The sequence below is a fragment of the Terriglobia bacterium genome (genome assembly GCA_020072645.1).
GTDB lineage: Bacteria > Acidobacteriota > Terriglobia > Terriglobales > Acidobacteriaceae > Angelobacter.
Genome location: JAIQGK010000018.1, coordinates 78,735 through 102,799 on the forward strand (window position 1 = coordinate 78,735; position 24,065 = coordinate 102,799).

Consider the following 24,065-nt stretch of genomic DNA (forward strand, 5'->3'; position numbering starts at 1 on the left):
TCTCACTGCATGAGCGTAAGTCACTCAACTTTATCTCTTGACAATCCTAAGGCTTTGTTCCTATAATTAGCACTCGATAGGAATGAGTGCTAGCAACTCCTCCTGTCACCCCCAAAGTACCAGCAATACTAAATCCCAATTTTGAGCATATTTTGAAAGGAGCAGTCGCATGGCACAGAAGTTGACCCCGCTACATGACCGCGTTGTCATTAAACGGATTCAGGAAACAGAGACGATCCGTGGTGGCATCATCATCCCCGACACCGCAAAAGAGAAACCGCAGGAAGGCATCGTTATCGCTGCTGGAACCGGCAAGTTTGATAAAGGCCAGACCGTTCCGTTGGCAGTAAAAGAAGGCGACCGCGTTCTGTTCGGCAAGTATTCCGGATCAGAAATCAAGATTGACGGCGAAGAGCTGCTCATCATGAAGGAAGACGAGATCCTCGGAATCCTGAGCGGATCAACCAAGAGCGCAGAGAAGCCCGAAAAAGCCGGCGCAGCAAGACGGTAAAGGCAGCCATTGGCCATTAGCTTTTGGCTCTTAGCCTGTTGATTCAAGGCTGACGCCTTAAGGCCAACCACAAAGATTTTAGATCGAAACATTTTCGCGGAAATTCCGCAACGAATCTTGATAGGAGACGAGAAACAATGTCAAAAATTATTGTGCACGGTGAAGAATCCCGCCAGGCGATCCTGCGCGGTGTGAATGTTCTGGCAGACGCAGTGAAAGTGACGCTGGGCCCCCGCGGCCGCAACGTCGTGATCAACAAAAAGTTCGGTTCCCCCGTCATCACCAAAGACGGCGTGACCGTGGCCAAGGAAATTGAACTGGGCGACCACCTGGAAAATATGGGCGCACAGATGGTGCGTGAAGTGGCCAGTAAAACCAGCGACGTTGCCGGTGACGGCACCACCACCGCAACCGTCCTGGCCCAGGCCATCTATCGCGATGGCGTAAAGACTGTTGCCGCCGGCGCGAACCCGATGGCGCTGAAGCGCGGCATTGAGCGCGCTGTAAACACCATCTGCGGCACCCTGAACAAAGAGGGCGAGCGCAGCAAGGGCTTCCTGGACACCTTCTCCAAGCCCGTGAGCGGCGACATGATTGCCCAGGTTGGCACCATTTCCGCCAACAACGACGAAACCATTGGACGCATTATTGCCGAAGCCATGAAGAAAGTCGGCAAAGACGGCGTGATCACCGTGGAAGAGTCCCGCACCATGGAAACGAGCCTGGAAGTAGTGGAAGGCATGCAGTTTGACCGCGGCTATCTCTCTCCCTACTTCGTGACCGACCCCGAGCGCATGGAAGCCATTCTGGATGACGCGCTCATCCTCATCAATGAAAAGAAAATCAGCACCATGAAGGACCTGCTCCCGATTCTGGAACAGGTGGCCAAAGCCGGCCGTCCGCTGCTCATTATTGCAGAAGACGTTGACGGCGAAGCGCTGGCGACCCTGGTGGTGAACAAGCTGCGTGGCACGCTACAGGTTTGCGCCGTGAAAGCGCCTGGCTTCGGCGATCGCCGCAAGGCCATGCTGCAGGACATCGCAATCCTGACCGGCGGAAAGGCCATCACGGAAGATCTTGGCATCAAGATGGAAAGCATTGAGCTGACTGATCTGGGCCGCGCCAAGAAAATCACGGTCGATAAAGACAACTGCACGATCGTGGAAGGCAAAGGCAAGGGATCTGAGATTGAAGGCCGCGTGCGTGAAATCCGCGCGCAGTCGGAAAAAGCAACCAGCGACTATGACCGCGAAAAACTGCAGGAGCGGTTGGCGAAGCTGGTGGGTGGCGTTGCCGTGATCAAAGTGGGCGCCGCGACCGAAACCGAAATGAAGGAAAAGAAAGCCCGCGTGGAAGACGCAATGCACGCGACCCGCGCTGCCGTGGAAGAAGGCATTGTTCCGGGCGGCGGCGTTGCCCTGGTCCGTTGCCAGTCTGCCCTGGATGACCTCAAGTTCAAGAATGACGATGAGGAAACCGGTGCGGAAATCGTGCGTCGCGCCCTGGAAGAGCCTTTGCGCCAGATCGTGGCCAACTCCGGCGAAGAGGGTGCAATCGTTGTGGGCAAGATCCGCGACTCAAAAGACAATAATTACGGTTACAACGCTCAGACTGACAAGTTTGAGGACCTGGTTAAGGCCGGCGTGATCGATCCCACCAAGGTGACCCGCACTGCCCTGCAGAATGCGGCATCCATCGCTGCTCTGATGCTGACCACCGAAGCTCTGGTCTCCGACGTTCCGGAAGACAAGAAAGCTCCGGCGGGCGGCGGCGAGCACGGCGGATATCCGGGAATGTAATTTAAATTAGCTCGCTCCAATACAAGCAACACTTCAAAGCCCCGCAAAAATGCGGGGCTTCTTTTGTTTTGTAAGTTAAAAATCTTACCGTAAGACAGCTTGCTTCGGTTACTGTGGCTCCCAACAAGCGATAGTACACCTAAAGTATCAAACAGGAGGTTGCCTTTATCATCTGGCATGGCATTCTGCTGTAGGTCTCGGACATTGATTTTTAATGGTTCCCCCGCAGATACGTCAAATGTCTTGGCGTAGATACCCCGCTCGGAATACAGGCGCAAAGTAACGCGATCATCTTCATTGGCTGTGTTCTCGATCATGATGGTGGTCTGAAAACTACCGTCTATGCGCCAGATAGATGAACTGGAGCGGATTGGATACGAGGAAAAGGAAGGGCCGACTACATACCCGCACTTTGACTGAAGTTAAAAAGCTCCGCAACAATGCTAGCCCGGCCTGTGTAGGAGTAAGATCTAGGCTGCCTTGAGTGAAGTCCGGCGGGAGGGACCCATCTTTTGCTCCTCGCTGAAATCGATCAGCAAAGATTCGGCCGAGCGCAATGACCGGGATGATAAGGTCAAGGTCTGAAGCGCCCCATTCCGCAGGAATTTCACAGTCGGAACCACGGTGACCGAAACAATATCAATGTTGCGAACCGCAGCCACCGATCGGAAAGATACGTCCGATGGGAAATTGTCTTCGACAGGTTGGCGGCCCAGCGTCAGGAAATGACTGCGCAGAGTTCCCGTTGGAGGCAAAACCTTATCCATAAAATGGATATTCTTGGCAAAACCTGTTTTCTTGTTGAATAGCTGCCCCTCCACCAGAATCGCAGCCGTATATTTTTCGCCCGCCTCTTGCGAATACTCTATATGGTTCCATTTTGGAACTAGTATTAGCGGTAATAAGTACACATTTCTAAGTAGGTTCAGTACAAATTCGTAGTAGGTATGAAGCGGTTGGCCGGTAAGTTCTGCGACACAAAAAAAGCCCGGGGGTAAATCCCCCGGGCACGCAAATGCGATTACTAGGTTTGAATGATTTTTGGAGTGATAAAGAAGATTAGCTCTGCGGTTGAGGTATTCACGTTGGTGTGCTTGAACAGATTGCCAAGGAGCGGAATGCTGCCCAGCAACGGTACCTGCGCGATAGCGACGCTATTCTGCGTCTGAATTACGCCGCCAATCACGACCGTTCCGCCGTCAGAGACCAGCACCTGCGTGGTCGCCTGTTGCGTGTTGAGTGTCGGATTCAATTGTGAACCGCTCACTCGGCTGAAGTCAGGCACTGTGTTCTCGACATCAACATTCAGGAAGATCGTGTTGTCCGCCGTAATCTGCGGCACCACGGTCAGGCGCAGGAAAGCTTCCACGTAGGTGACCGTAGGCGGGCCTCCCAACTGTGCCTGCGTCACCACGGGGATACGTGAACCTTGCTTGATCAGCGCGGAAATGTTGTTCTGGGTAACGATGTGCGGACGCGACAAAATCTTCAACAGTCCGCGGCTTTCCGCCATCGTAAGGATGAAGTCAAGACGGAAACCGTTTGTCGCGGTCGTGAACTGGATGCCGCTGGTCGGCCCAGTGGCCGGCAGGTTGGAGAACAGCGGAATGGATTTTGAATCGCCCGGTGCAGTGATGAATCGCGGAACCAGGCCGGTGATATCAATCGGGCTTGCGCCGGTTGCACCTCCCACGGCGCTGTTGCCGCTGCCAAAGCTGGCTCCCAGCTGGGTGCCGATATCGCGGGCAAACGTACGCGTGGAAGCTACTACGCGCGCTTCAATCTCCACCTCAGGAGTTTTGCGGTCCAGCATCTTGATAAGTTCCTCAACCTTGGGGAGGACTGAGGGAATGTCTTCAATGATCAGCGCGTTGCTGCGATCATCGGCCACAACGTCACCGCGGGCGGAAAGAAACTTCTTCACCACCGTCGCCGCGTCTTTGGCGTGACCATAGCTCAGGTAGCGCGTGATGGTTTGCTTGGGAACGGCCAGGGCTTGCGCATCCTGCTGGGCACGACGAGACTCCGCTTCTGTCTTCATCGTTTCCAGTGTGGCGATTCTCAGCACGTTGCCCTGCAGGGTGCAGGCCAGTCCGTTGTTATCCAGCACAATCGCCAGAGCCTGGTCCCACGGTACATCGTCCAGAACGATGGTGACGGAGCCTTTCACGGACGGATCCAGCACAACGTTCAATCCGCTGATCTCGTGGATCAGGCGGAAAAAATCTTTCAGGTCAAGGTCTTTAAAATTCATGCCAAACGGCTCGCCGGTATAGCGGCCGGTTGTGCAATTGGTGCTGGTCGGTCCGGAAACTGAAACTGTGGTTCCGGCGGGAGTTGACTGAGAGGGCTGCTGCTGCTGTTGTTGCAATGCCGCATTGATGGCTGCTGGTTCGGCAGCCAGGCTGGCATGCGTGGCGAATGGAGGCTGGTTGATGCTGGGCAGCGCCGGCGCGGGACCGGCAAAATGTGAAGCCGCCACTTCAGACCTGGAGCGCGTGGCTTCCACCACTTTCTCTTCAGTTTTTGCCACTGCTTTGGCAGGGGCCGGTTCCGGCGCAGCAGTCCGCGGCGTGGCATCTGCAGTGACTACAGCTTGTTTCATTGCGGGAATTGGAGCTGGCTTGGAAGTCGAGCTGTCACGCATGCTTACAACCAGCTTGTTCCCTTCCGGAGCAATCTGGAAATCGCGCATTTGCGCCATGTCCACCACAATGCGGGTCGTCCCTTCCTGGTAGCGCCCCACGCGCACCGATTTCACGTCGCCGCTGTTGACTGGAATTTCGCGCGCGCGTCCCTGGAGCACTGAATTCGGGATGTCCACGACAACGCGGTCGGGGTGCGTCAGCTTCATGGTCTTGGCCGTCATCGGGCCGCTGCCGCTGATCTCGATGTTCAAGCCGTCGCCGCCGCGGGCGACAGAAATCTTGCCAATACGCGTTGTCGCTCCGGGTTTTTGTGCAGCAGCGCCGTTCTGGTTCGTCACCTGAACGTCGCTCGGTTGCGAAACGGTGTTCGCGGCCATGGCGCTCACGCTGGCCAACAGAACGATTCCTAGCAGTTGCTTAAGCCTCATCACTTTGTCTCCCCGTCCCGGCGGCACTTCACCGCCGGTCATGCGCAGCGTTTTTAACGCGTGTCCTGACAAGCTTTCCAGCCGCTACAACCTATATTTCCCAAACTACGGCTGGTGTGTTCCTTTGGTTCGGCCCTTACTGCTTTCAACTTCTCAATTCAACTTCTTTCTATTTCCAGGCAACTTCTTTTACGAAGGCGGTACAAGTTTCTTCACTACTTCACGTGCGGTCTCGCGTCCTAAAGCGTCTTTCACATATTCGCGAAAGATGATGGAATCACTGGTGATCTTTTCCACGCTTCCCTGGAATACCTGATCGTTTTCCCTGAGAAAGTACGTCTTCTTGATGCTGTTGGCCACCACTGCCATCATCTTGCCCGATGTATCTTTTACTGTGCCTTGCAGTACCAGTTCCGGGATCACCAGGCACCGTTTGCCGCTGGTGCAATTCGGCGCCGGTCGGCTGATCCCATCCTTGGAAACAATGGGGCTCACGAATGGATCTCGGCGTCCGTGCGCTCCGAATGCCCTGGTTGAAGGCTTCGGCTTTTCTGGTGTCTGTGCCGGAGGATTTTTCTGTGCGGTCCCAGGAGCCGGTGCTTTGACTGGCACTTGCACACTTGGCTTCGCAGCCGCTTTGGTTTGTTTTCCCGGGGCTTTCTTGACTGGCGCAATAGGTTTTACGGCAACTACGGCTGGTGCTTTTGCGGGAGGCGCTTTCTTGGTCTCCGCCTTTTTTGTTTCGGTCTTTTTAGCAGCACTATGATTGCCGCCGTCCTTGGCTGCCACCACCGGTGTGGGCGCGCCTTTTGCCTGCGTTCCAGCAGACTTGGTTTTTACCGGTTCGGTGGTCGTCTTTACCGCGGGCTTGGCTTTTGCGGCAGGGGATGCTCCGCTCTTTGGCGCCGGATCAGCCTTAGGACTGGCAGCGTTGTTGCTCGACGTCTTCGCTGAAGTTCCAGGCGCTTTCTTGGCGCCGCTCTTCTGGTCGCCGCTGGCTGCTTTCTTTGCGGCCGGCTTTTTTGTGGCACCTGTTTTGCCGGCCGTCGCCGGAGTTGGAGATGGTGTGGGCTGGCTATTGGCGCTGGAATTCTGCGCCGTGGCCACCGTCGCCATGGCTGTTGCAAGCGCGAGAATTTGTATCAGCTTCATCTCAATTCCCTTTTGTGCACTCTTCATTATTCTGAAACTCTTTTACGGCTTCGCCGTTGGCGACGGAGCTGGTTGACCCGGCTTCGGCGGCCCTGGGGCCGGTTGCTCTTCCGGTTCATGACTAAAGAAAGTTGTTGCCGTGCAGCTGGCCAGCACAGTTTCTCCCGGAGCATAGGTGTAAGAACCCTTTACCTTGGCCGCGCTGCCGCTCTTGGTATTGCCCATCTGCATGTTGCCCACATTGACGATTCTCTCCAACTCAGCCACCCGTTGGAAAAAATTCAGCACTGAGTAATACGGTCCGTCAATATCGATGGCAAACGGCACTTCGCTATAGAACTCCTTGTTGCTCACCGGCATCGCCGTATATCGCCGTATCTCAATGCCAGAGGTCGCGGCCGTGTCATGCAACAACTTGATGAACTGGTCCGCATCCTTGTCTTCTGGAACGATCCGCTTCTGGATTTCCAGCTGCTGCTGCAGGATCGCCATATTGCGGTTCACTTCAGCCAGCTTGGGCTCGAACATCTTCAGCGTCTCGTTCTCCGCCTTCTTTTCCTTGATCCTGGCGTCAAGCTGCTGGTTCGCCTGATACATGGGATTGAAATAGATGTAGTAGTAGGCTGCGCCCACCATGGCCGCGGCAAGGAACAGGATTCCTGCCCGCGCTCCTAACGACATTTCTCCGAATTTAGCCATATACAAAACCGTCCCCGGTGGATAACTACTGCGTTACGACTGCTGCTTCTGGGATTTCTTGTACCCAGGGTTCATTTCACAAATCAGTTCAAACTTGAATGCCTGGACTTCCTTCACGGCGCTGTCCTGGGCTGTTTCTTTGATCTCGACCGTTCTGAATGCGCCGGTCTTCCTCAGGTTCGCCATCAGGTCGGCCACTGAATTCGGGCTTAACGCCATTCCGGTAAAATTCAGCGTCTTGCCGTCATTGGTCATGGTGTCAAGCCAGACCGCGTCAGTGCTGTTGATGGTATCGGCCACCAGATTCAGCAGGTCCACGGGACCAGATTGGGCCGATTTCAGTTCGTCGATGACTTTGACGCGGCGCTCATACATGTCGGCTTTTTTCTTGCTCGCCTCATATTTAGCTTTCACGTCCGCCAGACGCATGTTCTCCTGTTGGGCTTTTTGCAGGTTCTTTTCCAGCACGTCATGTTCACGCTGCACCCACACATGGGCCAGACCGATCAGCACCGCCAGCGCACCCGCAAAAATCAGGCCCAGGATGAGGGTGCTGGATCCTTCGCCGCCTCCGCCAGTGGCTGCCACCGTACTGGCACGGCGCCCGCCGCGCGTCGTTTTCTTCGGAACTCCAAGCAGGTTGATGCGAATCATAGGTCTTCAAAGCTCCTCAGGGCCAAACCCACCGCAACCGCGAGCTGTCCCGGGTTCTGTTCCAATATGTCGTGCTCCAGAGAATCAGCCGGCGGAACAATGCGCTGGAATGGGTTCAGCACTTCCACCGGCAAGGAGAATTCCTGCCGCAGCGCTTCCACCAGGCCGGGCACGCGTGACGATCCGCCCGCCAGGTAAATGCGTTCAATGTGCTCGCCAGACGCCGTGGCCCGGAAGAAGTCAAATGTCTTCTGGATTTCGAGCACGATAATTTCCGTTACTTGTTGCAGGATTGGCAGCTTGGCGTCCTCGCTGACCGTTCCTACTTTTCGTCCAAGCTTGAGTGACTCGGCATCGTCAAAACTCAAATCCAGTTCTTTCTGGAGCGAATCTGTGTACTGGTTGCCGCCGACGCTCACGTCGCGGGTAAACAGCGGCGTGGTGCCTTTCACGATGTTGATGTTCATCACGCTGGCGCCAAGGTTCAGCAGGGCCACCGTCGTGTCATGATGCGGTTGATAGTTGTATTCGTAGCAGTTCTGCAAAGCGAACGCATCAATATCCACCACCGCGGGTGTTTTCCCCGCCAGTGAGAGCACGTTCGTATAGTTCAGGATCTTGTCTTTCTTTACCGCCACCAGCAGCACATCCATCTGCGGGCCCGTATCGTCAGGATTCAGGATGTCAAAGTCCACGTTCACGTCAGCAATATCGAAAGGTATATGCTGCGCGGCTTCCGTGGTGATGCTTTCCGCAAGCTCGCCTTCGCTCATGGGTTGAACGCTGATTTTTTTCACGATCACCGAGTGCCCGCTGACCGATGTCGCCACCGATTTGGTCTTGATTGCGTGCTCGCCAAACATTTTGCTGATCGCGCTGGAGACGCTGCCCGAATCGACGATCATGGAGTCCACCACAATGTCGCTGGCCAGCGGCTCTACGCCCAGATGCGAAACCACAATCTCGCCCTTTGAGCGCTTCAGTTCGATCGCCTTAATGCAACTGGAGCCGATGTCCAGTCCCACAATCGACTTTCCTGATCCTATTCCAAACATGCCGTCCCACCTTGTTTACTGATTTCTGTTCGTTTCCCCGGCGTCCCGCACTTACCGCACCGCTGCCTTGGCCGCTTTCGGCTTCTTCTTGGCTCCGCTCATGTTCATCGTGCTCTTCTGTTCCATCCATTGGTCCAGAATCGTCTTCTTGAACTTCCAGCGGTTCCCGAGCTTGAAGGCAGGGATTTTTTCTTCGGTCACATATTTGTACAGCGTGTCCGGGCTGACCCCCAGGTATTGCGAGGCCTGCCGGATATTCATTACCTCACGCGAATCTGCCGCCATAATGTGTAGCCTTTCCACAGTGAGTTGATGGCCTTCGTTGAGGCCTGTGGAGAAATCCTTGGTCTTCTCGGGGGGGGAAAACTTCAGGTCGATGCGAGTTATATCCGGCTTAAAACGCTAGGTCAATAGGTAACTTCCGGTTTCTTCCGGTGTTTGGGGGGTATCTTTGGGGCTAGTACCAGATTTTATCCGGTCAGACATCTAAATCCTGCGACACAAACGGCATAGCACCACAAGTTATTGTGGTATTAATGCACACGGTTCGCGATTTCACCTCAAATGTTACTAAGGGAGCAGTGCAGGACTCAGGGATTACCCCGAAAGTAATGTGAACTTATGGGACGGAAATCAGAGGAATTCCTGAATTTCCTGAAAGAAATCGAACTCTGAGGATTACGACATACCGCCAGCCCGCCAATCAATGGCCGCATTTACGGCCTCCAAGCCTGATTGAAGAACGAAAATTTCAACTGCATACCGCCATGCAAATTGCAACAGACTCTAAAATCGACATGGAAAAATTAGTCGCGAAACAAGGCGAAGTAATCCGAATCATCCTCGATTCGTGGTCATTCGAGAAATTCGCGGCTGATTTGCTTTGGTCAGCAGCTAAATTAGTGTGGTGTCTCTGAAATAACTCGACAATGCATGCAATAAACAAATCATTGTGGACCGCAGCGCCTTCGGCTGCGCGGAATAATCTTTTCGGCAAAGCAAGTATCGGGCCAACTCTTTGTAAAGGTATTTGTGAGACACCACACCAGCAGCTAGTAGCCGGCAGCTCTGGTTACGCCAGATCAAACAACAGCACTTCACTGCCGTCCGCAGTCCCGTTGATTTCCAGCTTCATTTCTTTCGACACCGCCGCTCCATCGCCGGCCTTCAATTCCTGTCCATTCACGGTCACCGCGCCGCGTGCCACCTGTATCCATGCATAGCGACCTTCCCTGAGCTCATGCTTCACTGATTCCGATTTGCCCAACGCAACGGTATACAGCTCGGCATCCTGATACAGCTTTACTGCGTTGCTTCCATTGCCGCCGCTTGGTGATGCCACCAGCCTGAGCTTGCCCTGCTTCTCTTCCGCAGGAATCCCCTTCTGCTCGTAATTCGGCTTAATGCCTTCTTTCTCCGGCAGAATCCATATCTGGTAAAGATGGACGGGTTCGGTCTTTGAATGGTTGAATTCGCTATGGCGAACTCCGGTCCCGGCGCTCATCTTCTGCACTTCTCCCGGACGGATCACTGAGCCCGTTCCCATGCTGTCCTTGTGTTCCAGCGACCCTTCCAGCACCACGGTAATGATCTCCATATCGCGATGCGGATGCGTGGGAAAACCGTAGCCCGGCTGCACCCAGTCTTCATTGATCACGCGCAGGCTGCGGAACCCCATGTGCTTTGGATCGTAATAATCACTGAATGAAAATGTGTGGTACGTGTTCAGCCAGCCATGGTCGGCATGGCCGCGGTCTTTGGCTTTTCTTACCTGAATCATATTGTCCCCGCAATTTCTGGATTATGCTCCTGCTCCGGTCTCCCTTAGCTGGAATATCCAGGACTTGATTTCTGCCATTAGATGCTTTGACATCAAAATAGTTTCAAAAGGGGATAATAGCAGATTCAGGATTGCCGGAGGGCCGTGGCTGGGCCCTCATTTGTCTGGTTCGGTTGGGTCCTTCTTGGGTGCCGCGCGGAAGTTCATGATCGGCAAAAGACTGCTGTAGTCGTCAGTCCAGAGACGCAGGCCGGGTTTCAGATCGATCTTTGCGCTGGCATCGGCAATCTCCGGCAGGGCCAGAAATTTCTCATTGGCCGTTACCAGCACCCAGTCTGAACTAAAAGCGCCGGTGTCATCGTTGTCCTCGGTCGATACCAGCACAGCATGCAGGCCGGCATGGTCAGCTTGTTCCTGCACCACAGGGGCCAGACTCAGATAAGTGTTGGAGATGTGGAATGCAATAATCCCACCCGGAGCCAGGTGCCGCTCATAAAGCTTGATCGCCTCGGCAGTGAGGAGATGGACGGGGATTGCGTCGCCGGAAAAGGCATCTACGGCAATCACGTCATAATTCTCGGGCGGCTCCGCCTCCATGGAAAGCCGGGCGTCACCATGCACGATCTCTATCTTTGCCCGCGACTCCCGCAGGTAAGTAAAGACATTCTTGGCGATGACCTCCACGCGCGGGTCAATCTCATAAAAACGAAAAACGTCTCCCGGCTCTCCATAAGCCGCCAGCGTCCCCGTCCCCAAGCCGATGTCGGCCACCCGGCGCGGCCTGCCTTTGCAACAATTGTCCAGCGCCAGCCCGACTCCCGAATCCCGCGAGTAATAAGTAGTTGGCAGCCGCCGCAACTCGTCACTGGCCATGAACTGCGTTCCATGCTGGATGGTCCCGTGAATGAGCGTGCGATACCTTCCCGCGTCTTCTGTCTCTTCATCGGTTACCCGCAGAGTCCCGTAAAAACTCCTTACTTGCACGATTGCGTTTTCTCGGTCGGCGCGCTCCTGCAAGACAACAACTGCCAGCAGGCCGATTGCGGCCGCAGGCCAAAAGATCCGCCACGCCCAGTACTGTCGCCATATAAGCGCCGCCGCCAGTGCAGCCGTATACACCAAACTCCAAGCCATCTCATAACTTCCGCTAAAGACCACCGGCGCCAGCACGCCCACAAACATGGATCCTAGCGCGCCGCCCGCCGCAATGAGCAAGTAGTACTGCGTAAGATAGCGCGCTGAAGGACGTCGCAGGTAGAGCTCTCCGTGGCAAAAAAACGCTCCGATAAATAAAGTCAGGCAGAAGAGCGGTATGGAAATCATGATCGGAACGTCCATCGTGGTATCCACGATCAGATAACCCACGCCCCCCAGCGCCGATGGAAGCAATCCCATCATTAGCTTTCGCGAATAAATTCTTCCACCGTTGAAGGCCAGCACAAACGTAAGCAGATAAATCGTGAGCGGAAGGATCCACAGCAGCGGGATGGCGGCAATGTTCTGGCTCAAGTGGCTGGTTACGGCTGAAAGCAGCAGCGATCCGCACGCTGCCATGAGCAGCCACAGCGTTCTTTCACCTGGACTGGGAACTACATCAGGCAAAAGTGATGGTGCTGCCGCGGCGGCTGCCTGGGGCGCAGCGGACGCAGATACGCTCACGGCAGGCGATGGATGTATCTCCGGCTCTCCGATCTCGGGCACTGTTCTTCTGCTGGCGATAATGACTCCGCAGACCACCACGAACGCCAGAAATCCCAACGACCATGCCAGCGTCTGCGTTCGCAGGCTGAAATTCGGTTCAATCAGAACCGGATAAGCCAGCAACGCCAGTAATGATCCGAAATTGGAAAGAGCAAACAGCCGGTAAGGTGGCGCAGCATCATGGTCGGGCCGGCCATGAGCGTACCAGGACTGCAACAGCGGGTTCGTCGCCGATAAGGCGAGGAACGGCAGCCCAATCAGCATCGCCAGAACCCACAACACACTAAAAACCGGACGAACGGTAGAAGCATGTGGATGCGGATTCAAATTCGCAAACACTTGTACCAGGCTTAGCGCAAGCAAGAATCCATATGCCACCAACTGTGCCCGGCGCGATAACCGCATGGCGATGGCGTGTGCGCAAAGATAGCCCAGCAGCAGCGCAGTCTGGAAAAACACCAGGCAGGTAATCCATACCGCCGAGGAGCCTCCCAACAGTGGCAGCAGGCGCTTGCCTGCCATGGGTTCCACCAGGAAAAGAAGGCTGCTGCTTAAAAAGATGGCAGAAACATAGAGAATGGCGCGTGGACGCATGAGCGAAAAAGATAACAGACGGGATTGGTAATTGGGTAATTTAGTAATTTGGGTACTGTCCCAAATCAACCAGAAATAGGACAGTACCGTAATTTGGTAATTTAAGCAGCACTCAGGAGCGGCACTTTTTCAATTACCCAATTACCAAATTACTCATTTCCAAATCTCTTTTATTCGCCTTTGCCCAGTTTCCGGCAGAGCTGCCCCAATTGCTCCTGCTCGTCGGCCTTGAGCCGGCCCATGACCTCGGTGATCCGGCGTGCGTGCTCAGGAAAAATCTTGGCTATAAGTTTTTCGCCGGCGGGCGTGATGCAGGCCAGGACAAAGCGCTTGTCTTTGCCCTGCTGCTCTCTTTTCACCAAACCGCGTTTCTGCAGGTTATCGATCACCAACGTAAGATTTCCGCTGCTGGTAAGGATGCGCCGCGCCAGGTCACCCAGGCACTGCGGGCCCACGTGATACAGCGCCTCTAGTACGGCAAACTGGCTAAGCGTGAGCCCTTCTTCCTCCAGCCCGACGCGCGCATAGGCGAACGCAGCGCCGGCAGCGCGCTCCAGCTTCACATAAGCACTGAGAGCGCGTTCCTGCGTCGGTGTTCCTTTGAATTTCTTAGGCATGTCTCTTGAGATTGAAGATATTACCCTGGTCGAGGGGAAAATTTACCGCAAAGGGCTCTAAGAACGCAAAGGGAATTAACCGCAGAGGACGCAAAGAGCGCAGAAGGAGAAACTGGGAAATCACAAGAAACCACACGTCTCTTTTTCTACACTTCTAAACGCACTCTGCGGTGAAAAAGAATCAAAAGGCGCGAAAGGCCCAACTCTTATTCGTTTGCGACCTTCGCGCCCTTTGCGGTGAGCTGATTCTTACTGAATATCGAACTGCTCCGGGTGCAGCAGCGGGTCAGACTTCACCAGCACCGTCCGCTTCACCAGTTCTTCCATCTCCTGCAGCCAGCGCCCATTGTTGCCCTTGAGCGCCTTGGCCACTTCCGGATTCACGCGGACCATCACGTCGCGCTCAAAGTGCCGCGACATTTTGCGCATCTCCACGTAAATCTCATTGCACACGGTCGTAACGGACTTGATCATTCCCGTGGCTGAGCACGTGGGGCAAGGCTGTCCCAGCGTGCGCTCCAGGGACTGCTTTACCCGCTTGCGTGTGATAGCGACCAAGCCAAAATCGTTGAACTGCAGGACCTTGGAAGGCGCGCGATCGGCCTTTAAAGCCTCTTCCAGCGCCTGCATTACCTTGGCGCGATTGCGGCGCTCGTCCATGTCAATAAAGTCGATCACGATAATGCCGCCGAGATCGCGCAGCCGTATCTGCCGAACAATTTCTTTGATAGCGTCAATATTGGTCTTGACGATGGTATCTTCCAGACGCGCGGTCTTGCCCACGTATTTGCCCGTGTTGATGTCGATGGCCACCAGCGCTTCCGTCTGGTTGATGACGATGTAACCGCCGCTCCGAAGCCAGACTTTTGATTTAAGCGCCTTGTTGATTTCTTCAGTGATGTTGAACTGCTCAAACAGCGGCGTGTCTTTGCTGTAAAGTTTTACGCGCTTCACCAGCGACGGCTGGAAGCGGCTGACGAAACGCAGAATCCGCTCGTATTCCTGCTCGGTATCAGCCCATATGGCGGAAAAGCTGCCGCTCACCTGATCGCGCAGAATACGCTCCACCAGGTTCAAATCATGATAGATCAATGCCGGTGCTTTCGAGCTTTCTGCGCGGCCCTTGATCTCATTCCATAAATTGATCAGGAAGCGAATATCGTTGCGCAGGTCTTGTTCTTCCGCGCCCGCCGCCGCTGTGCGGACAATGAATCCCCCCTGCGCTTCGCCGCGTTCGCTTAGCGCAATCCGCTTCAGGCGATGCCGCTCTTCTTCTGAAGCGATCTTGCGCGAAACGCCCGTGTGGTGCACGGTCGGCATGTAGACCAGATAGCGTCCGGGCAGCGCGATGTGGCTGGTAATGCGCGCGCCTTTTTTCGCAATGGGCTCTTTGGCAATCTGGACCAGAATTTCCTGGCCTTCCTTGAGCAGGTCACTGATGGCAGGCATCTGGCGCGCTGACTGATGCCGTGGCCGGCCACGCATCGGTCTGCCTCCTTGCCCCCTGCGGCGCCCGCCGCGACGGTCTTGTGGTCTGCGCTCAGTACGCTGCTGGTACCCTGAAGCTGCTGGAGCGCCATGTTCCGCGCTGCCGTCTTCCAGGTCCTCCTGCGTCGCTTCTTCGATTTCAACGTCACCGCTCTCGGCGTCTTCTTCGCCGTGGCCAAAAGCTTCTTCCACTTCTTCCAGTTCGTCCGGATCGAGCCCCTCGGCTTCATATTTCCCCGTGGCCTGCTCGTTCACGTGCGCGTCCCGGACGGCTTCCATCAATTCCTTGCCCATGGGGACCATCTGCTCGCCGGACTGGCCCAGAACTTCTTCCTCCAGTTCTTCGAACTCTCCCATGTCGAGATCTTCTTCAAAGCGCGGAAGGTCACTCTCTTCTTCCTCAATTTCTTCTTCCTCAATCACGCCGCGCGCCTGCATTCCACGATTCTGCTCAGAAACTTCGCCAGAACCGGCGGCTGGAGTCCACACTTGCTGCTCTTGCTCAGGTGCTTCCAGAGATGAGTCAAGATGCGTGGCTTCCTCGGCTTGTTCTTCCTCGTCGATCTCCGCGGTTTCTTCCACTTCGGCAGCGCCCCCGCCAAAAACGCTGGCGACGTTCATCCTTTCAAACCGTTCTTCTTCCGGCTCTGTCGCGGGTTTCTGAGGCTCTTCAAACCTTGAAGTCGTTTCATCGGCTTCAGGTTCCTCAATAACGGGCGCGGACTCTCTGCGGTGAAAAACTCTGGGCGCTTCCACGCGCGCTTCGGTTCTGTCTTCCTGCTCAAACTTCGCGGGAATTGGACCGGCGGACTCAGCGTCCTGAAGAAAACCACGCTCCTGGTGCTCTGGCGCGCGTTCTGCGGCCTGATGTTCTGTGGGCGGTTCGGACCTTCCGCGCGACTGCTGTTTATCTTTTCCGTACTTGGCCAACGTCTCGCCCGGCAGGACCATGGAGCCCGCGGCAAAAGCCGAAGGATCGATGGAATATTCTGTCGAAGGCCGGGGCCGTGGCACTGACTCCGTCTTAATCGGAGCTTGCGTTGCTGCCGTGGAAGACTGTGAGCCGTGCGGCTGATATTTTGAAATCGACTCCCCGGGCAGCACGATTGGTTCAGCGTGCTCGAAGCTTTGTTCGGGTCTGCTTTCGTAACGGTCGCGCCGATTTTCGCGGCGATAGTCCGAGCGACCTTCATGGCGTCCCTCAGACCGTCCTTCTGGCCGATTTTCATGCCTCTCGTGCCTGACTTCTGGACGGCTCTCCGGTTGCGCTTCGTTATGCTCTTCCGTTGCGGTTTCTACCGGCTTATCCTGCTCGCCACGATCGCCCGCTGCCTGATCGTTAGCGCCGCGATCGGCAAAACGGTCGCGTCCGCCTCTTCCGCGGCGGCGGCGTCCGCGCCATTTGCGCGCGCCTTCACGCTCCTGCTCTTGCGGAGCGCCTTTTTCAGAGGACGCGCCCTCGGCAGATTCCTGTTCTGTGTCTGCGTCTTCTTCGTCACCGACCGTAATCGGCGGCATGATTTCCTGCGCCTCAATCGGCCCGTCTTGTCCCTGACTGCTGCGCACCTCAATGATCGGTGAGTTGCGGGAGCTGGCCACGGCCTCGCCAATGGCGTCGCTGTCCTCGTCTTCTTCCATCAGGAAATCGGAAACGTAGAGGAACGCATCGCGCTCAAGGCCAATGTTTACAAAGGCGGACTGCATGCCCGGCAGGACGCGCGTGACGCGCCCTTTATAGATGGAGCCGGCCAGCGTGTATTCGTTTTCTCGCTCAAAATATATTTCTGAAAGTTGGTCTTCTTCAACCACCGCTACCTTGGTTTCATGCGGGGTGGAAGAGACATAAAGTTCTTTCGCCATGTAACTTCTCCGGTGTATACCGGCGGGAAAGAGGGTGCAGGAGGTCCAGAAAAAAGGTCAGGAGCCCGGCGTCATGCGCGCGGGTTGACTGGCTTTGAGTGCCCGGAAATTCAATCTGATCTTATGCAGGAAATACAATTCGGCTGCGGTGAGTAAAGCTCGCCGGCCAACATCTGCACTCTGCCTATGACTTTTTTGAAAAATCTGTGCACCTTTGCACTCCGGGTTTGTGGCCACACTGCGGTGCCCGAACAAGCGCCATAGTTTTGCGTCTGTCTGGGTACTTTCCGCGGGGCCGTTCCCTGCCCGGCAATGCTTTCTGATACTCTCCGGCTTCCCTTCAATCGGCCGGCGCCCTTTCTTTTAACGTCAGGGCGTAACGTTCAATCTTGAAAAAATCCTGTTACTGATCGCGCCTCTTGGCGCGGTTTCTAAATCCTTTGCTTAGTTCACGAAACGGCGCATCCGAATATTCATCACAATACCCAGCGCCAGAAACATGAACAAAACTGACGAACCGCCATAGCTCATCAGCGGTAAAGGAATACCGGTGACGGGCATAAACCCGACCACCATTCCCGCGTTTACCAGGATGTGGAACAGCAAAACCGCCACCACACCCATCACCACAAAGCCGCCCGCGCTATCTGGCGCGGTCTGAGCGTTATGGATCAAACGCATTAATACCATGAAGTATAGCAGTAGTAAGGCCACTGCGCCCACAAAGCCGTGCTCTTCTGACCAGGCGGCAAAAATAAAGTCCGTGTGCGGTTCAGGAAGGAATGAACCCTGTGTTTGCGAGCCTTTTCGCACACCTTTGCCCCAAATCCCGCCTGACCCCACGGCTATCTTGGATTGCTCAAGTTGATACCCCGTCTTCTGTGAATCGGCCTCAGGATGCAGAAAACTGGTCAAACGGTCTTTCTGGTATTGCTTGATCAGGTGCATCCGGGGACCGTAAATCCAAAGCGTCGGCATGAGCACACCGGCAATCAGCAGAATCGCCGCCGCGTGGCGAAATTGGATTCCGCCCAGAAACAGTCCCATCAACGCCACAGGAACATACGTCAGGGCGGTCCCCAGATCGGGCTGCTTCAGGACCAGCAGCATGGGAATTCCGGCAATTAAGCCGGCTTTCACAATTTCAGAAAGTGACGCATCTTCACGCTCACCCTGACCACCCTGTCCGCTGAAGTGTTTGGCCAGCATTAAGATCAATACGATCTTTACCCATTCTGACGGTTGGAAATGTTGTCCGCCGGGAAGCTGTATCCAGCGGCGTGCGCCCAGATATTTTTTGCCAAACAGGGCGACGGCCAACAGCGAGACCACCGATGCAACATAAAACCAGTTGGCATTTTCCAGAAGGACTTGATAGTTGATGAGGCTCACGGCCAGCATCACCAACAGCCCGCCCATGATCCAGTAAACCTGGCGGATATGTGCGCCGGCGAACTTTGTTCCGTAAGTGGTGCTGTAAATTTCCAGCACGCCGAGCGAGCAGATGATCAATACAAACGTAAGCAAGAGCCAGTCAAAGTCGCGAAACGAGATCAGCCGCCGCATTAATCCGACCCCGCTATTCCAATCGATACAGGCTGCGCCAGCTTCCGAAGCCCGGCTTTTTGCGTTTTACCAACCTTCATTAGCACGGTGCCGCCATGGAGTTCGCTGTCATTCGCCGCATCCTGGCCTGCATCGGCGTGCTCATCCGCTGCGTGAGGCTTGGCGTGGCCAATCGAATCGGGCTGGTTCCACACACCGGCAATCGGCACTGAGCCGGGATCAGCTTTGTCACTGAACAGCATGGGATCATTGCGAAGCCGGCGCTGCTTCTCCACGTAGGCCCTTACGACTTGAGCAGTCAATCTTGCAGCCAGCTTGCCATGCTCACCGCCTTCAAATAGCACGGCGACGACGATCTCAGGATTCCTGCGCGGCGTTACGCCCACGAACCAGCTGTTGTCATTGAATTGTTTACCTGCTCCGCCCTTGCTCTTGCGGAACGCGTTGGAAACCACCTGGGCGCTGCCCGTCTTGCCGGCAAAATCCACACCCTGAATGTGCGCGCTAGGGGCCGTTCCTCCTTCCGGCATGCCCGGGGAAGGAGGATTCACCACGCCGGCCATGGCATCGGTGATCGTGATCCAGTTCTGGGGATCGATAGGGACGTGCACCACATCCGGCATGGTTGAGGCGTTTGTGTTTTTAAATTGCGCCGGCAACTGCTCAGGATCAACCACGTGTGGACGATAGAAAGTTCCGCCCATAGTGATTCCGCCAATCGTCCGCGCCAGTTGAATCGGGCTCACCGCGACCGCGCCCTGGCCGATGCCCACGGAGATGACCTCGCCCGCATACCACTTCTGCCGGAAGGTCTTCATCTTCCACTCTTCTGACGGCATGATGCCGCTGACTTCATTGGGCAGGTCGATCCCGGTCTTTTTGCTCAGCCCCATGGCTGTGGCCCACTTGGCAATCTTCTCAATGCCCAGACGCTCCGCCAGCGTGTAAAAGAAAACGTCGCAGGATTGATATATGCCTTTGCTGATGTTCACCGGACCGTGAACGCGATGCTCGCCCTTGACCCAGCAATTGAAGTATCGGCCAAAAAATACTCCGCCGCCGGCGCAGTTCACGTGCAGATTTTGCGCCACGCGTTCCTGCAGCCCCGCGACTGACATGATGATCTTGAAAACCGATCCCGGCGCCAACTGTGCCTGAATCGCCTTGTTAAACAGCGGGTGATTCGGGTCTTCCACCAGCCTGAGCCATTCTTCGCGCGAGATGCGCACGGCAAAGTCATTGGGATCGAATGCCGGACGGCTCACCATGGCAAGAATCTCGCCGTTGCGCGGGTCCATGGCGACAACCGCCCCGTTCTTGCCTTCCATCGCCTGCTCGGCTGCCTTCTGGATATCAAGATCTATCGTCAGTTTTAACTTTTGCCCGTTGACCGCTGGGATGTTCGCATTCGGCGGCCGCCCCACTTCTTTGCCCTTGCTGTTGACCAGCACGCGGCGCGAACCGTCTTTGCCCATCAGAAGATCGTTGTATTGCAGCTCCACACCGGACTGGCCCACGATATCGCCGCGTTCATACAGTTCAAACTTGGGCGAGTTGAGCATGTCTTCGCTTACTTCACCCACGTAGCCAATCAGGTGCGCCATGAATCCATCTTTCGGATACAGGCGTCGATGTATCATCAATGTTTCCAGTTCGGGAAATTCGTCGCGATGTGCCTCAATGAACGCGCGTTCGTCTGGTGTGATGTCGTCCTTGATGATGATTGGCTCAAAGGCAGGCTTGCGTGCCAGTTGATAGCGCCGAACTTTATCGATGATGTCTTGCGCGGGAAGGTGAAGACCGTCGGCGATCTTCTGCGCGTCGGCGTTGAGATCTCGCATCTGGTCGCGCAGCAGCAGCGCAGAGAATGACGGATAGTTATCGACGATCAACTGCCCATCACGGTCGTAAATTTTTCCGCGGGGCGCAAGGATCGGAACCTGGCGAATCCGGTTCTGCTCTGAGCGCGTGACGTATTCATCACTCTTGCGCACCTGAAGCGTCCACAGCCCATAAGCAAGAAAGATGAACACTGCCAGAATGAGGTACTGGACGACGGAGAATTTTGTCTGCGGAATTTTTTCGTCGCGACCCGGCATACGTGTTGCGATTTGTCGCTTTCCGGCAACAAACCAGGATCCATTTTCCTTTGTTTGGGTTCCCTAATTAGAGTACCGCAAATCGGCCACGCATGCTGTAAGACGAAGACCTGATGCGGTTACGGAAGGATTACATGGCCTGCCGGAAGGACAACTCCGGCTCTCTTCACGATTCTTAGAACTTGTGCAAATAACCATCGATGCCTAGACCGGAACTCCGGTCGGATGGCGAGTGTCACTGGTCCTTTGGTACGGCCTGGTGCTCAGAGAGAAACTTTACGCGGCAAGCTGGAGCAGGAGAAGGTATGCCGGCCGCAGGCGCGGAAGCTGTCAGTTGAACCCCCAGGGAGAGAACGCCATCGACCTTTCCAAAAGGCGCCAAGCTTGGGTCAAGAAATATCCCGTAAGGCTTTTTTGCGCCCTTATCCCCAACTCCGCCCTTCCACGGACCGCAGCCGCCTTGTGTGTCGTCGGACCATGTTTCTCCGCCCCAGTCTGTTACTTCCAGGCTCAGAATTTCTTTGGGCGGAAGATACATAGCCGCCACGTCGTAGCCGCGTTTCGAGGCTTGCATTGCGTGAATATTCCCGGTGAGGATGAGCACCAGATCATTGGGTTTTGTTGGATGTAACGAAAGCAGAGCGTGCCCCAGCGCTTCGTCGCGTGACCCACCGGCAGGCGATCCTGAGTAGGGCGCATCGAATGCAACAACCTTTAAGTCGGGATGGAGGCTGCGAAGCTCTCGCAAAGAGACCAGCAGCCGCAGCATCGCTTCGCTTCCACGGCCGTCCAGAACCTCTTTCCAGCCGTGTAGTTGGAGCAGCGATTCCCTGGCTGCGGAAAGGTCCTTGCCCGTGACAATGTCATCCAGAGCGGCCTGCTCGCTCGTTGGACGCTCTAAGGCAACGGTAACGTGCTTTCCCTGCGCCATGGCATTGCAGACGAGATCGCGAAAAGCAGCGGGAGTTTCATTCGAACCGTGCAACTCGCCGATGAACACCCAATGCACCGCAGGCTTAGACCAGATATGATCGGCTCCAGGTACGGGAGAGCAGGATGTGGTTGCTGCCGCCGCGTTCATCGCCAGTCCCATCGCCAAAAAGAATTGAAGCGCGATCCTCATAGGGCGGCCAGTTTATCGTCTATTCATTCAGCGCACAATTCGCAGCTCATCGATCCTTTTTTGTGAGCCAGGCGACAGGGTTAATTCCTAAGCTTGAACTTATCCAGCGCAGCAAACAGGACGACCGCCGCAAGCCCGTTGACCAGGGCTGAAAGCAGCGTGTGGCTCCAGATCCAGGCTTCACTTCCGCCAACCAGTTGCAGGCTGATCGCCATATAAACAAAGCGGTGAATCAGGACAAAAGCAAACGTCATCAGGAAGCGCGAGCCGGGGTTATCAACGTCAACTTTCACGCCCAGAGACGATCCCAGATAGCCAATGATGGTCTTGGCAATCCCAAAAAGACCAATCGGATGTCCTGTCCAGGCATCTTGCAGCGTGCCGATCAACGCCCCGGTAATCATGCCGGGAATGGGCCGGCGGCGGGCGACGGCAAAAAAGATTGTCACCAGCAGCGGCAGATCCAGCACCTTCATCAGGCTTTGGTTCAGAAAGACCTGGAGAAAGATGGCCAGCAGCGGAATACCGATGGAAACCGGCCAGCTAAACCGATGTACCTCTATTTCCTCGCGAGAGGTTAGCGATACGCTGGAGTTCATCGCGGCGACCTCTGCTGCGTTGCTGGTTGGTGTGCTGCCGGCGTCGGCTCGGGCGTGCTTGCCGGGGTTGGGGAAGGAGCACCTGGTTCATTTGAATCGGGAGCGGCTGTCGGAACTTTGGGTTTCGTCGGAGTAGCTTTCGGCTTGGGCGGCGTGGCCGTTGCGGCGGCTCCCGCTGCACCAGATGGAGTTGCAGTCTTCTGGGCCGAGCCCGGCTGCGTTTTCGCGTCTGCGCCTGCTTTGTTTGTGGTTGAACCTGGGGGCGTGGCTCCGGGCGCTGTTGGCGGTAGTTTCCAGTGGACGTCGTTCCCCGGCTTCTGCTCAGCGCCTGCGGTTGCCGGTTTGTTGGTTATAGCGGGCGTTGGAGAAGCTTTTGGCGCTGGAACACCTGCTTGAACACCTCCGGTGGGAGAAGCTTTTGGCGCTGGAACACCGGTCTGTGGGACTCCTGTGTGTGTACCGCCGGGAGTCTTCGGCGCGTTTGGATCAACTTTGGGAACGCTGGGCAGCCGTTGCGACAGAATGTCCGCGGCGCGCATGGGCTCCGGGCCTGCGGAAGCGGAATGCGAATTGTCTGCCATCTCAGTGATGACCAGCACTTCTTCCAGCCGATTGAGGTCTGCCGCAGGCTTGATCTTGATGACAAGAAAGGGATCGTTGTCATGGTCCGGCGTGGATGCAATCACAGTGCCAACGGAAAACCCTTTGGGATAAATGCGGTCACCGCCGCTGGTAATCAAGTGCTCGCCGGGTTCTACCTTCTCATCGGACATGATGTCATTGATCTGGAGTTCGCCAAGAGGCGTGCCTTTAACGATTCCTTGCAGGCGGGAATTTTCCAGAATCACGCCGGCTCCGCTGTCATGATCGTTGATCAGCAGCACCTGCGAGCTCAGTTTGAAAACGTCTTTCACCTTGCCCACAATCCCATCCGGGGTAATCACCGGCATGTCAGGCCTAAGGCCGTCGCGTGAGCCTTTATCAATGGTGATCAACCGCGACTGCTCCGTTCCGCTGAAACCGATTACCTGGGCTGCCACTGTTTTTGAAATGAACTTTTCCTTGAAGTCCAGCAGGACCTGCAATCGGCGGGCCTGGTCCGCATCCTGTTTGAGCCGCACCTGCTCCATCTGCAAGCGCGCGACTTCATCCTGCAGTTCCTTGTTCTGCTGGCGAGCGCCGCGAAGGTCGGCATAGTTGTGCCAGCCGTGGCGGAAGAAATGTCCGGTTGAAACGAACATCTTTTCCACTGGAGTAAATGCGGTCACAGTCCACACGCGGATCAGCCGCGTCCCGCTTCCGGTACTTCCTGGCTTTGCGCCTTCCGGACGCTTCACCTGGGTGGCCAGAGCGACCACTTGAATGAAAAGAACCGCCATCAGTGCCAGCGGGTTCTTGTACCGAGTAAAGAAATTTTCCATGATGCTGCGCTAAGGAGGGCCAGAAGAGGACGCGCCACCGGGGCGCGCCCTCATGTTGTTACTCGATAGAAATTTTCCTCAAGAGTTTAAAGTCGCTGAGCATTTTTCCCGTGCCCAGCACCACGCTGGCCAGTGAATCATCTGCAATGGTTTGAAAACGGTAGTACTGTTGAGTCGGATTGAACCAGTTATAATTCGGTCCACCCGAGTCCACCGATTTTCGTATGACGGGAGCCAACAATGAAGGAGAACCGCTGGTCCGCCACACTCG

The 24,065-nt window shown here is 55.5% G+C and carries 19 protein-coding genes; 2 read left to right on the forward strand and 17 right to left on the reverse strand.

Annotated features, from left to right (window positions below; all coding sequences use genetic code 11):
- Positions 1-169: 169 nt before the first annotated feature.
- Together LAO76_23665 and groL are read left to right on the forward strand one after the other, a co-directional pair.
- A complete protein-coding gene (locus LAO76_23665; GenBank protein ID MBZ5493930.1) occupies positions 170-511 on the forward strand; it encodes a co-chaperone GroES in 342 nt (113 codons plus the stop codon).
- A gap of 137 nt (positions 512-648) precedes the next feature.
- The gene (gene groL / locus LAO76_23670; protein ID MBZ5493931.1) at positions 649-2,310 is read left to right on the forward strand and encodes a chaperonin GroEL; all 1,662 of its coding nucleotides are present in this window, start codon (positions 649-651) and stop codon (positions 2,308-2,310) included.
- A 470-nt stretch (positions 2,311-2,780) separates the two neighbouring features.
- Here groL and LAO76_23675 read toward each other — a convergent pair whose 3' ends face one another.
- The 17 genes from LAO76_23675 to LAO76_23755 form a co-directional block, all read right to left on the reverse strand.
- Positions 2,781-3,221, reverse strand: a complete 441-nt coding sequence (locus LAO76_23675) for a hypothetical protein (protein ID MBZ5493932.1) — start codon at positions 3,219-3,221, stop codon at positions 2,781-2,783.
- A 113-nt stretch (positions 3,222-3,334) separates the two neighbouring features.
- The gene (gene pilQ, locus LAO76_23680; protein ID MBZ5493933.1) at positions 3,335-5,458 is read right to left on the reverse strand and encodes a type IV pilus secretin PilQ; all 2,124 of its coding nucleotides are present in this window, start codon (positions 5,456-5,458) and stop codon (positions 3,335-3,337) included.
- A 117-nt stretch (positions 5,459-5,575) separates the two neighbouring features.
- A complete protein-coding gene (locus tag LAO76_23685) occupies positions 5,576-6,565 on the reverse strand; it encodes a hypothetical protein (protein ID MBZ5493934.1) in 990 nt (329 codons plus the stop codon).
- 15 nt (positions 6,566-6,580) lie between these two features.
- Complete coding sequence (locus LAO76_23690; GenBank protein MBZ5493935.1) at positions 6,581-7,237, reverse strand: type 4a pilus biogenesis protein PilO; 657 nt, start codon at positions 7,235-7,237, stop codon at positions 6,581-6,583.
- Positions 7,238-7,270: 33 nt separating this feature from the next.
- Positions 7,271-7,891: a PilN domain-containing protein gene (locus LAO76_23695; protein ID MBZ5493936.1), complete on the reverse strand. Its 621-nt coding sequence runs from the start codon at positions 7,889-7,891 to the stop codon at positions 7,271-7,273.
- On the reverse strand, positions 7,888-8,946 hold the full coding sequence (locus LAO76_23700) for a pilus assembly protein PilM (GenBank protein MBZ5493937.1): 1,059 nt from the start codon (positions 8,944-8,946) through the stop codon (positions 7,888-7,890). The genes LAO76_23695 and LAO76_23700 overlap by 4 nt, the downstream gene beginning before the upstream one ends.
- A 51-nt stretch (positions 8,947-8,997) precedes the next feature.
- Positions 8,998-9,207 (reverse strand): helix-turn-helix domain-containing protein, encoded by a 210-nt coding sequence (locus LAO76_23705; protein MBZ5493938.1) that lies wholly within the window; start codon positions 9,205-9,207, stop codon positions 8,998-9,000.
- A gap of 811 nt (positions 9,208-10,018) precedes the next feature.
- Positions 10,019-10,726, reverse strand: coding sequence for a pirin family protein (locus LAO76_23710; protein ID MBZ5493939.1), 708 nt, complete (start codon positions 10,724-10,726; stop codon positions 10,019-10,021).
- Between the two features lie 156 nt (positions 10,727-10,882).
- Positions 10,883-12,949, reverse strand: coding sequence for a fused MFS/spermidine synthase (locus LAO76_23715; GenBank protein ID MBZ5493940.1), 2,067 nt, complete (start codon positions 12,947-12,949; stop codon positions 10,883-10,885).
- A 242-nt stretch (positions 12,950-13,191) separates the two neighbouring features.
- Entirely contained in the window at positions 13,192-13,638 is a 447-nt protein-coding gene (locus LAO76_23720; GenBank protein MBZ5493941.1) for a MarR family transcriptional regulator, read from the reverse strand.
- Between the two features lie 249 nt (positions 13,639-13,887).
- Positions 13,888-16,986, reverse strand: a complete 3,099-nt coding sequence (locus tag LAO76_23725) for an Rne/Rng family ribonuclease (protein ID MBZ5493942.1) — start codon at positions 16,984-16,986, stop codon at positions 13,888-13,890.
- A 444-nt stretch (positions 16,987-17,430) separates the two neighbouring features.
- Entirely contained in the window at positions 17,431-18,552 is a 1,122-nt protein-coding gene (rodA, locus tag LAO76_23730) for a rod shape-determining protein RodA (protein MBZ5493943.1), read from the reverse strand.
- Positions 18,552-20,651 carry a penicillin-binding protein 2 gene (gene mrdA, locus LAO76_23735; protein ID MBZ5493944.1) on the reverse strand — a complete coding sequence of 700 codons (2,100 nt, stop codon included), beginning with the start codon at positions 20,649-20,651 and terminating at the stop codon, positions 18,552-18,554. The genes rodA and mrdA overlap by 1 nt, the downstream gene beginning before the upstream one ends.
- Before the next feature lie 235 nt (positions 20,652-20,886).
- Positions 20,887-21,774, reverse strand: coding sequence for a hypothetical protein (locus LAO76_23740; protein MBZ5493945.1), 888 nt, complete (start codon positions 21,772-21,774; stop codon positions 20,887-20,889).
- 80 nt (positions 21,775-21,854) lie between these two features.
- Positions 21,855-22,373 (reverse strand): rod shape-determining protein MreD, encoded by a 519-nt coding sequence (mreD, locus tag LAO76_23745; protein MBZ5493946.1) that lies wholly within the window; start codon positions 22,371-22,373, stop codon positions 21,855-21,857.
- A complete protein-coding gene (gene mreC / locus LAO76_23750; protein MBZ5493947.1) occupies positions 22,370-23,794 on the reverse strand; it encodes a rod shape-determining protein MreC in 1,425 nt (474 codons plus the stop codon). Before mreC ends, mreD begins: the two co-directional genes overlap by 4 nt.
- Before the next feature lie 58 nt (positions 23,795-23,852).
- Positions 23,853-24,065 (reverse strand): hypothetical protein (locus LAO76_23755; protein MBZ5493948.1); only part of this gene is annotated, 213 nt, incomplete at its 5' end.